At 73.6% G+C, this 9983-nt stretch carries 10 protein-coding genes and 1 tRNA gene; 3 read left to right on the forward strand and 8 right to left on the reverse strand.

The features are described from left to right. Positions 1 to 92: 92 nt before the first annotated feature. The gene (locus WCS02_RS13240; RefSeq protein ID WP_340293995.1) at positions 93 to 1259 is read right to left on the reverse strand and encodes an HpcH/HpaI aldolase/citrate lyase family protein; all 1167 of its coding nucleotides are present in this window, start codon (positions 1257 to 1259) and stop codon (positions 93 to 95) included. A 191-nt stretch (positions 1260 to 1450) separates the two neighbouring features. On the opposite strand from WCS02_RS13240, the gene WCS02_RS13245 reads away from it, so the two are divergent. Together WCS02_RS13245 and WCS02_RS13250 are read left to right on the forward strand one after the other, a co-directional pair. Further along, positions 1451 to 2026, forward strand: coding sequence for a TerD family protein (locus tag WCS02_RS13245; protein WP_340293997.1), 576 nt, complete (start codon positions 1451 to 1453; stop codon positions 2024 to 2026). Next, positions 2026 to 2691 carry a TerD family protein gene (locus WCS02_RS13250; protein WP_340293999.1) on the forward strand — a complete coding sequence of 222 codons (666 nt, stop codon included), beginning with the start codon at positions 2026 to 2028 and terminating at the stop codon, positions 2689 to 2691. Before WCS02_RS13245 ends, WCS02_RS13250 begins: the two co-directional genes overlap by 1 nt. Before the next feature lie 90 nt (positions 2692 to 2781). On the opposite strand, the gene WCS02_RS13255 is transcribed toward WCS02_RS13250, so the two are convergent. The 6 genes from WCS02_RS13255 to argS all read right to left on the reverse strand — a co-directional run bounded on the left by WCS02_RS13255 (position 2782) and on the right by argS (position 9263). Further along, positions 2782 to 3888 (reverse strand): DUF475 domain-containing protein, encoded by a 1107-nt coding sequence (locus WCS02_RS13255; protein ID WP_340294001.1) that lies wholly within the window; start codon positions 3886 to 3888, stop codon positions 2782 to 2784. 129 nt (positions 3889 to 4017) lie between these two features. Then, entirely contained in the window at positions 4018 to 4776 is a 759-nt protein-coding gene (locus WCS02_RS13260) for an AIM24 family protein (RefSeq protein ID WP_340294003.1), read from the reverse strand. Between the two features lie 8 nt (positions 4777 to 4784). Next, positions 4785 to 5453, reverse strand: coding sequence for an AIM24 family protein (locus WCS02_RS13265; RefSeq protein ID WP_340294005.1), 669 nt, complete (start codon positions 5451 to 5453; stop codon positions 4785 to 4787). After that, the gene (locus WCS02_RS13270; protein WP_340294006.1) at positions 5453 to 6076 is read right to left on the reverse strand and encodes an AIM24 family protein; all 624 of its coding nucleotides are present in this window, start codon (positions 6074 to 6076) and stop codon (positions 5453 to 5455) included. Before WCS02_RS13270 ends, WCS02_RS13265 begins: the two co-directional genes overlap by 1 nt. A gap of 92 nt (positions 6077 to 6168) precedes the next feature. Continuing rightward, positions 6169 to 7551 (reverse strand): diaminopimelate decarboxylase, encoded by a 1383-nt coding sequence (gene lysA, locus WCS02_RS13275; RefSeq protein WP_340294012.1) that lies wholly within the window; start codon positions 7549 to 7551, stop codon positions 6169 to 6171. Positions 7552 to 7592: 41 nt separating this feature from the next. After that, positions 7593 to 9263, reverse strand: a complete 1671-nt coding sequence (gene argS, locus WCS02_RS13280; protein WP_340294008.1) for an arginine--tRNA ligase — start codon at positions 9261 to 9263, stop codon at positions 7593 to 7595. 107 nt (positions 9264 to 9370) lie between these two features. Between argS and WCS02_RS13285 the strand changes: the two genes are divergently transcribed. Next, positions 9371 to 9442: transfer RNA gene (locus tag WCS02_RS13285), tRNA-Arg, on the forward strand. 1 nt (position 9443) lies between these two features. On the opposite strand, the gene WCS02_RS13290 is transcribed toward WCS02_RS13285, so the two are convergent. Continuing rightward, positions 9444 to 9983 (reverse strand): M15 family metallopeptidase (locus WCS02_RS13290; RefSeq protein WP_340294010.1); only part of this gene is annotated, 540 nt, incomplete at its 5' end.

The following is a 9983-nucleotide window of genomic DNA, read 5'->3' on the forward strand; positions in this document are numbered from 1 at the left end:
GGACACCCACGCGCCGGTCCAGCCGGCGGGCGCGCCCTGCGCCGGTGCCGGCGGCCCGGGGACGGCACCGGGCCGCAGACCGGCCGGCGCGCTCACGGGGTGCACGCGGCGAGCAGGTCGACGAAGGTGACGCCCTCGCGGGCGACGCCGAACACGTGGGCCCGCTGCAGCGTGGCGGCCGCCCACGAGCGGTGGGGGCCGGCCTCGTTCATCTTGTTCCGGTAGCCGGACGCGCTCACGCCGCCGCCCTTCCTGGACTTCTCGTCGATGGACACGGCGTCCTGGTGGTCCTCGTGGGACACCACCGACAGCGCGTGGACGGGCATGACGTGGCTGGGGTGGATGACGGTCTTGCCGGACATGCCGTTGGCGCGGTCGAGGACGACCTCGCGGACCAGGCCGTCCAGGTGGGTGGCGAGCAGCTGGGTGCGCAGGGCCGGCTCGTGGGCGCGCTGGAACGGCGACTCCCGCAGCATCGGCTTGAACAGGCGGTGGTCGTCGCCGAAGTACTCCCACACCGGCCCGCACACGACGAAGCCGGTGCCGTCCGCGCGGGCCATGACGTTGACCACGTCCGACAGCACCTGCGCGACCACCCCGACGTCGTACACGGTGAGGTCGGGCCCGCGCCGCAGGCCGTACACCGAGGACAGGTCCGTGGTCCCGACGCGGACGGCGAGCACGACGTCACGGTGGGCCTGGAGCAGGTCGTGGGCCTCGGTGAGCGCCGCCGTCCGGGTCTCGCGGTGGATGACCTCGCGGGACTCCATGATCGGCATGACCGACAGCGGCAGCCCGGTGCTGAGGCGCAGCTGCTCGACCAGCCGCAGGTAGGGCAGCCCGCTGGCGGCGGTGAACTTGGGGACCACGAACCCGGACAGCACGCAGAGCGCCTCCCCCAGCCCCTCGGCCACCCGGGTGAGCTGCTCGGGCGAGCGGACCCGGACGAAGAGCAGCGGTCGGGGGTCGCCGGAGCGCAGCAGCGCCGTCAGCTGACGCACGACGTTGACCTCGGCCTCGGCCACGTCGTCGTCGCCGATCGCGTCCTCCAGGCACACCACGGCGCTGGTCACCCCGGCACGGACCCGCCGTCGCAGGTCCTCGGCCAGGGCCGGCCGGGTGCCGGGCAGGTAGAGCGTCGCGCCGAGCGCGAGGGCCACGAGCCGGGCCTCGTCGCGCACGTCCACCGGCTGCGGGACCTGGTCGAACAGGTGGGCCCGGTCCTCGTCGGACAGGCAGTCGAAGTGCCGGACCTGCACGCGCGGGCTCCTCGGGGCACAGCAGGGGGCGGGACCCCCCGCCAGCAGCGTCGGGCCCCCCGTACGGGGGGACAGTAGCCGGGGTGCCGCCGTGGCGCGCCGGGTCCGGGCAGACCCGACACCGCTGCGGTTATGGTCGTGGCCGGACTGCCGGGCACCGGCCCGGCGCACCGAGCGGGAGGGTACGAACGATGGCTGTGAGCTTGTCCAAGGGCGGGAACGTGTCGCTGACCAAGGAGGCCCCCGGGCTGACCGCGGTCACCGTGGGGCTGGGCTGGGACGCCCGCACCACCACGGGCCAGGACTTCGACCTGGACGCCAGCGCGATCATGCTGACCGCGGAGGGCCGGGTCCTGTCGGACTCCCACTTCGTCTTCTTCAACAACACCAAGAGCCCCGACGGCTCCGTCGAGCACACCGGCGACAACACCACCGGTGAGGGCGACGGCGACGACGAGGCGCTCGCCGTCAACCTGGCGGGCGTCCCCGCCGAGGTGACCCGGGTCGTCTTCCCGGTGTCGATCTACGACGCCGAGACCCGCAGCCAGAGCTTCGGCCAGGTCCGCAACGCCTACATCCGCATCCTCAACCAGGCCGGCGGCGGCGAGATCGCCCGCTACGACCTGTCCGAGGACGCCTCGACCGAGACCGCCATGGTGTTCGGCGAGCTGTACCGCAACGGCGCGGAGTGGAAGTTCCGCGCCGTGGGCCAGGGCTACGCCTCCGGCCTGGCGGGCATCGCCAAGGACTTCGGCGTCAACGTCTGATGCCGATCGACTACACCAAGCGGCCGAAGGCCGAGGAGCCACCGGCGGGCGGGGGGAAGATCTCCCTCACCAAGTCGGCCCCGACCGTGTCGCTCACCAAGGCGGCCTCGGGCGGGAAGCTGCACGTCAACCTCAACTGGGACGCGCGCGCGGCGGCACCGGCACCGCGAGGGCTGTTCAGCAAGGCCAAGGCCGGCGGCGGCAGCCTCGACCTCGACCTGGGCTGCCTGTACGAGCTCACCGACGGCCGCAAGGGCGTCGTCCAGGCGCTCGGGAGCTCGTTCGGGTCGCTGGACTCCGCGCCGTACGTGTTCCTCGACGGCGACGACCGCTCCGGGGCGGTGTCGCAGGGCGAGAACCTCTACGTCAACCTCGCCCACCTCGCCGACATCCGCCGCGTCCTCGTGTTCGCGATGATCTACGAGGGTGCCGCGTCCTTCGACGACGCCCGCGGAGTCGTCACGCTCACCCCGGCCGACGGGCCGACCCTCGAGGTCGTCCTCGACGGCGCGGGAGGGCGGTCGCGGATGTGTGCCATCGCGCTGCTGCAGAACACCGGCGGGCAGCTGTCGGTGACCCGCGAGGTGAACTACGTCCAGGGCACGCAGGCGGAGCTCGACGCGGCCTACGGCTGGGGCATGCGCTGGCAGGCCGGCCGGAAGTAGCAGCTGCACGACCTGCACCATCGATGCACCACGCACGAGAGGGCCCCGACGGCAGCTGCCGTCGGGGCCCTCTGTGCGAGGTGCCGTGGGTCAGTGGGGCGTGGGCCCGGTGCCGACGAGCTCGTCGTCGCTGCGCACCGCGTCGTCCTTGCGGTTGGCCCGCACGGAGGAGATGAGCGAGGCGATGATGAGCGTGACGCCGAGGAGACCGGTGATGGCCTCGGGGATGTGGACCGCCAGCTCGAGGAACAGGATGAGCGCGAGCCCGCCGATCGCCCAGTGGGCGCCGTGCTCGAGGTACCGGTACTGCGCCAGCGTGCCCTCGCGGACCAGGTAGACCGTCATGGACCGGACGAACAGCGCGCCGATCCCGAGGCCCGCCGCGATGACGAGCACGTTGCTGCTGATGGCGAAGGCGCCGATGACGCCGTCGAAGGAGAACGACGCGTCGAGGACCTCGAGGTAGAGGAACGTCGACAGGCCCGCCTTGCCGGCGGTCTGCACGGCGACGCCGGTGCCGCGGACGGTCGTCGTCTGGACCGACTCGTCGTCGTCGTCGTCCTCGAGCTTCTCGTCGAAGTAGCCGTCCAGGCCCGAGACCGCGAGGTAGGTGACCAGGCCGACGAGGCCGCTGAACAGCACGGTGCGCGAGTCCGAGGCCTCCGCGACCGACGCGCCGACGAGGATCAGCAGCCCGGCGACGAGGACGGAGAGCTGGCCGAAGCGGCCGACCTTCTCGAAGAGCGCCTCCACGGGCCGGAGCCAGCGGACGTCCTTGTCCCCGAAGACCCAGTCGAGGAAGATCATCATGAGGAACGTGCCGCCGAAGGAGTAGATGGCGGGCTGCGCCTCCTCCAGCTCCTCGCCGTAGCGCTGGCCGTCGTTGAGGGCCAGGTCGATGACCTCGGCGAAGCCCAGGTTCGCGGTGACGGCGACGATGACGATGGGGAAGACGAGCCTCATGCCGAAGACGGCGATGAGGATGCCGACGGTGAGGAAGAGCTTCTGCCACAGCGGCGACATCTTCTTGAGGTACTTGGCGTTGACGACGGCGTTGTCGAACGACAGCGAGACCTCGAGGATCGACAGCACGAGCGCGGTCAGGACCAGCGCGGGAGACCGGCTGAAGTACCCGACGAGCGCCAGCACGACGATCGAGGCGATGATGGAGCCGCGGAACGCTTTCAGAACCTGCACAGGTCGTCCTCCTCGTGGCCGCGGACGATCCGGCAGCCGGACGATCGTAACCGGGCCGGGCGGGCGCCACCGGCCCCGCGGCCGTCCTGGGGAGGACCTGCCGGTCCTCGGATGCAGACCCGCGGCCGCCTACTGCTGCCGCTGCGCCAGCTGCTGGGCCACCGTCCGCTGGACCTGCTGCAGCCCCGGGGTGTCCAGCAGGCCGACCTGGCCCTCGAGCTGGCGGAGCAGGTGGGGGTCGGCGACGGCGCGCTCGGAGGACTGCAGCAGGACCGTGCCGGCGCCGGTGAAGTCGTACTGGCGCTCCTCGCCGGACTGCATCCCGACCAGGCCGAGCACCCCGCCGAGGAAGCCCTGCATCCAGCCGGCGTCGTAGTGGTGGCTCGGCGAGGGGCAGTCGGCCCAGCCGACCAGCGCCTGCGGGTCCACCCGCAGCGGGGGCTCGGCGAAGATGACCGGCCCCGAGCTGGAGGCGAGGAACTTGCCGGTGCCGACCAGGGTGAGGAAGCCCGGGACGATCGACTGCTTGAGCTCCAGCCCGGGGTCGAAGGCCAGCAGGTTGGCCGCCCGCAGGGTGAGGTTGCCGTCCTCGATGTCGTAGCTGTTGATGTCGTAGCCACGGTCGCCGAGCAGCAGGTGGCCCGAGCCCGTCGCGACCACCCAGTCGCGGGTGTACAGCGGCGCGGAGAAGCGTGAGGCGACCATCCCGCCGAGGCTCGCCGAGCTGAGCGGCTCGAACCGGATCCCCTGGCCGCCGGGGGCCGGGTAGTAGGCGATCATCCGGCCGGTCTGCATGAACAGCTGGCCGTCGAGGCGCCGGCAGTAGGCGTAGCTGTTGCCGGGGACGTTGTCGTCGTCGGGCAGCGTCGTGGGGTTCAGCGGGATCATCTCTGGCCTCAGACCTTCTGCTCGGACGCCTGGACGTACACGGTGCCCTGGCCGGTCAGCCGCAGCTGGACGGCCTCGCCGGAGCCGCGGCCGACGGCGTCGCGCCAGCCGACGGAGGCGGACAGGTCGACCTGGACGTGGCCGAGGTGGGCGACGTAGGCCTGCGGGTCGACGGCGACGGTCTGGCCGCCGCCCACCGGGATGGCGAACGTGCCGCCGTGGCTGAGCAGGGCCGCCGAGCCGACGCCGTGCAGCTGCGTGGTGGCCAGGCCCATGCCGCTGGCGACGTTGCGCACCGCGCCGCGCAGGCCGCCCTGCTGGCCGACCATGACCAGCGTGGACTGCAGGGCGGCGTCGTGGGCCATGAGCCGGTCGGCCTCGACCTGCAGCGGGCCGGACCCGTCGAGGTCCACCACGGTGACGTGCAGCCCGCGGAAGCCGTAGTGGACGGCGCCCTGGCCCTGGGCGACCATCATCGCCACCTGCTCCCCGGCGAGCATGCGGCCGGCCATGCCGCCCAGCCCCCCGCCGAGGCCGCCGCCGCCCCCGCCGTGCACCGGGGAGAACCGGACGTCGCCGGTGTAGGCGAGCATCGAGCCGCGCCGGGCCAGGACCTCGCGCCCGTGCTGTACCCGCGCGGTGACGACCTTGCCGTTGACGGCCTCGAACGTGCCCATCACCGCTCCTCGGGCTGGATGTAGACGACGCCGGAGCCGTCGAAGCGCAGCGAGAACGCCTCGCCCGAGCTCTCGCCGACGAGGTTCCGCCACGACACGTCGGTGACGAAGGTCTGATTGAGCTGCCCGCGGCTGGCGACGAACGCCTGAGGGTCGACGACCAGCGGGAACTGCGGCGACACCTCCAGCGCGACGGGCGGCCCGCCGGAGGACAGCAGCGCGCACGTGCCGTGGCCGGTCACCGTCGTGGTGAACAGCCCCTGCCCGGACGACGCGCCGCGCATCCCGGCGAAGGCGACGTCGGTGCGCAGGGAGTCCGACAGGGCGAGCAGCTGCTCGGACTCCACCCGCAGGGTGTCCCCCGCCAGCTCGACGAGCAGCACCTCCATGGCGTCCTTGGCGAACCACACCGTGCCCCTGCCGGAGCACGTCATGAAGGCCACGGACTCGCCGGTGGCGCGGCGCTTGAGCCCGGCGACCAGGCCGTCGCCACCGCCCATGCCGGCGCTCTTGAACTGGACGTCGCCGGTGTAGGCGACCATCGACCCGGTGACGGCGCGGACCGGCTGCCCGGTCAGGTCGACCTCGAGCACGCGCGAGCCGTTGAGGCGGAAACCCTGCACGCCCCGACCCTGGCAGAGCAGCCCGGCCCGTGTCTCGCACCTCGCCCGGTCGGCCGCGCGGTCCGCCGCCGGGACGGTCACGGGCCCCGGGCTCAGCCGAGGTCGAGGGCGAGCAGGTCCTCCTCGGTCTCGCGGCGCAGCAGCACCCGGCTGGCCCCGTCGCGCACCGACACCACGGGCGGGCGCGGGACGTGGTTGTACTGGCTGGACAGGCTGCGGCAGTAGGCACCCGTCCCCGGCACGGCGAGCAGGTCGCCGCGGCGGACGTCCCCGGGCAGGAACTCGTCCCGGACGACGATGTCGCCGCTCTCGCAGTGCTTGCCGACGACGCGGGCGAGCACCGGCGGGGCGTCGGAGGCGCGCGAGGCGAGGGTGCACGAGTAGTCCGCGTCGTACAGGGCGGTGCGGACGTTGTCGCTCATGCCGCCGTCCACGCTCACGTAGCGCCGCTCGCCGCCGCCGTCGAGCCGGACGGGCTTGACGGTGCCGACCTCGTACAGCGTGAACGTGCTGGGCCCGACGACCGCGCGGCCCGGCTCGACGCTCACCCGGGGGACGTCGACGCCCGCCGCGGCGCACTCGGCGGCCATGGTGGCGGCCAGGCGGGCGGCCAGGTCGGCGACCGGCATGGGGCGGTCGGTCGAGGCGTAGGCGATGCCGAACCCGCCGCCGAGGTCCATCTCGGGCAGGGCGGTGCCGTGCTCGCGCAGCACGTGGGCGTGCAGCCCGACGAGCCGCCGCACGGCGATCTCGAAGCCGGCCGGGTCGAAGATCTGGGAGCCGATGTGGCTGTGCAGGCCCCGCAGCTCGAGCTCCGGGCGCGACAGCACGTCGGCGACCACGCCGGCGGCGACGCCGTCGGACAGCGCGAGGCCGAACTTCTGGTCCTCGTGCGCCGTGGCGATGAACTCGTGGGTGTGCGCCTCGACCCCGACGTTGACGCGCACCATGACGGGGGCGCGCACACCGCGGGCGCGGGCGAGCGCGGCGACCCGGGCGGGCTCGTCGGCGGAGTCCAGGACGATCCGGCCGATGCCGTGCGACAGCGCCCGGTCGATCTCGGCGTCGGACTTGTTGTTGCCGTGCAGCGTCATGTCCGCCGCGGACAGCCCGGCGCGCAGCCCGACGGCCATCTCCCCGCCGGTCGTCGTGTCCAGGCGCAGGCCCTCCTCGTGGACCCAGCGCGCCACGGCGACCGACAGGAACGCCTTGCCGGCGTAGTAGACGTCGGCGCCGCCGCACAGGTCGCGGAACGCCTCGTCGAAGGCGGTGACGTGCGCGCGCGCCCGCTCCCGCAGGTCGGCCTCGTCCAGGACGTAGGCGGCGGTGCCGTGCTCGGCGGCGAGGTCGAGCACGGACACCCCGCCGACCGTGAGCACGCCGTCGTCGCCGCGGCGCACGGTGCGTGCCCACAGCCCCGGCAGCAGGGCGTTGACGTCGTCGGGGGTCCGCAGCCAGGCCGGGGCGGGGGCCATCGCGCCGGCGTGCAGGGCGCCGGCCTCGTGGGCGCGGGCCACTACATCCGCTCCGGGGCGGAGACGCCGAGCAGCGCCAGGCCGTTGGCGAGCACGGTGCGCACGGCGTCGTTGAGCCACAGCCGGGTGCGCTGGACGTCGGTGACCGGCTCGACGGTCCCGTCCTGGAGCACCGACGGCATCACCCGGCGCTGGTCGTACCAGCGGTGGTAGCTGCCGGCCAGCTCCTCCAGGTACCGGGCGACGCGGTGCGGCTCGCGCAGGGCGGCCGCCTGGGCGACGACCCCGGGGAACTGCGCGAGGGAGGCCAGCACGACCTCCTCGCTGGGGTGGTCGAGCAGCGCGGCGTCGAAGCCGTCCTCGCGCCGCACGCCGACGGTCGCCGCGTTGCGGGCGACGTTGGCGGTGCGGGCGTGGGCGTACTGCACGTAGAAGACCGGGTTGTCGTTGGTGCGCCGCACCAGCAGGTCCAGGTCGATGTCGATCGCGGAGTCGGCGCTGGAGCGGGCCAGGGCGTACCGGGCGGCGTCGACCCCGACGCCGTCGACGAGGTCCTCCATCGTCACCACGGTGCCGGCGCGCTTGCTCATCCGGACCGGGGCGCCGTCCTTGACGAGGTTGACCATCTGGCCGATGAGGACCTCGACCCGGTCGGGGTCGTCGCCGAAGGCCGCCGCGGCGGCCTTGAGCCGGGCGACGTAGCCGTGGTGGTCGGCGCCGAGCATGTAGATGGCGTGGTCGGCGCCGCGGCGCCGCTTGTCCCGGAAGTACGCGAGGTCGCCGGCGATGTAGGCGGGCTGGCCGTCGGACTTGATGACGACGCGGTCCTTGTCGTCGCCGAACTCGGTCGAGCGCAGCCACCAGGCGCCCTCGGCCGGGTACAGCCGCCCGGACGCCTTGAGCTCCTCCAGCGCCGCCTCGACCGCGCCCGAGGCGTGCAGGGAGTCCTCGTGGAAGTACACGTCGAAGTCCACGCCGAAGTCGTGGAGGCTCTGCTTGATCGCGGTGAACATGAGGTCGACGCCGGTGGCCCGGAAGACCTCCTGGGCCTGCTCGTCGGGCAGGTCGAGCACCTCGCGGCCCCGCAGGTCGAGCACCTGCGCAGCGATGTCGTCGATGTACTGCCCGGCGTAGCCGTCCTCCGGCACCTCGAGGCCGCGGGCCCGGGCGAGCAGCGAGCGCGCGAACCGGTCGATCTGCGCGCCGTGGTCGTTGAAGTAGTACTCACGGACCACCTGCGCGCCGGAGGCCTCGAGGACCCGGGCGAGGGAGTCGCCGACGGCGGCCCAGCGGGTGCCGCCCAGGTGGATCGGCCCGGTCGGGTTGGCGCTGACGAACTCGAGGTTGACGACCTCGCCCGCGAAGGCCTCGTTGTGCCCGTAGACCGACCCCGCCTCCACGACCGTGCGCGCGAGCGCGCCGGCGCTCGCGGTGTCGACGGTGACGTTGAGGAACCCCGGCCCCGCGACGTCGACGGCCGAGACGCCCTCGACCTGCCGCAGCCGCGCCGCCAGGAGGTCGGCGACCTGCCGCGGCGGGACGCCCGCGCCCTTGGCCAGCTGCAGGGCGACGTTGGTCGACCAGTCGCCGTGGTCCCGGTTGCGGGGGCGCTCGACGGTGACCCGCGCCGGGACCTCGGCGCGCAGCTCGCCGGCCCCGACGGCCTCGAGCAGGCAGGTGCGGACGGCGTCGGCGAGGGTCTCCGGGGTCACGGGGGACAAGCCTACGGGCGGCCCCGCCGGGTCCCCGACCGGTTTCCGGGGCGGTCGGGCAATAGCGGCCGGGCGGCCCGCTGCTGCTATCGTCTGCGTGTTCCTGGGCCCCCGTAGCTCAGGGGATAGAGCACTGCCCTCCGGAGGCAGGGGCGCAGGTTCGAATCCTGCCGGGGGCACCTACCGCTGGCCGGCGACGTACTCCCAGTGCCACGGCTCGAACGGCCCGCCGCCGCCCTCCTGCGCCCAGCGCGGGTTCTCGAAGCCGAGCGCGCCGGCGTTCTCGCGCAGCCACCGGTAGCCCTCGCCCTGGGACTCGACGCCGCCGCACAGGTCGACCGCGAGGCCGAAGCCGTGCTCGCTCGTGCCCGGCTCCGCGGCCAGCCCGGGCTTGCGCGCCCGGACCGACACCTGAGCCTCGTAGGAGCGGTAGCCGTCGGTGAGGCAGATGTCGGTGCCCATCGCGGCGCGGTAGCGCTCGTTGAGCAGCGTGAGGGACACCGCGGCGTCGGCCCGGACGCGCGTGGTCCCGTCCCACAGCGTGCACAGGTACGTCTCGTCCATCCGGCCGTTGTCCTGCGGCGTCTCCGGCGGGACGCCGTCGCAGCCGGGCAGGACGGCGCGCTCCCCGCCGCGGGAGGCCTCGTCGACCGGCGGCCGCAGCAGCCCGTCGGGGCCGGCGACCAGGCCCGTGCCGGGGGCGGCCCCGACCGGCGCGAC

This window comes from Aquipuribacter hungaricus, from assembly GCF_037860755.1.
In the GTDB taxonomy this organism is placed as follows: domain Bacteria; phylum Actinomycetota; class Actinomycetes; order Actinomycetales; family JBBAYJ01; genus Aquipuribacter; species Aquipuribacter hungaricus.

Excerpts from the sequence above, each read along its gene's own strand:
- WCS02_RS13245 (WP_340293997.1), top strand. The coding sequence starts at position 1,451 with ATGGCTGTGAGCTTGTCCAAGGGCGGGAACGTGTCGCTGACCAAGGAG.
- WCS02_RS13250 (WP_340293999.1), top strand. The coding sequence starts at position 2,026 with ATGCCGATCGACTACACCAAGCGGCCGAAGGCCGAGGAGCCACCGGCG.
- WCS02_RS13260 (WP_340294003.1), bottom strand. The coding sequence starts at position 4,776 with ATGATCCCGCTGAACCCCACGACGCTGCCCGACGACGACAACGTCCCC.
- WCS02_RS13265 (WP_340294005.1), bottom strand. The coding sequence starts at position 5,453 with ATGGGCACGTTCGAGGCCGTCAACGGCAAGGTCGTCACCGCGCGGGTA.
- lysA (WP_340294012.1), bottom strand. The coding sequence starts at position 7,551 with ATGGCCCCCGCCCCGGCCTGGCTGCGGACCCCCGACGACGTCAACGCC.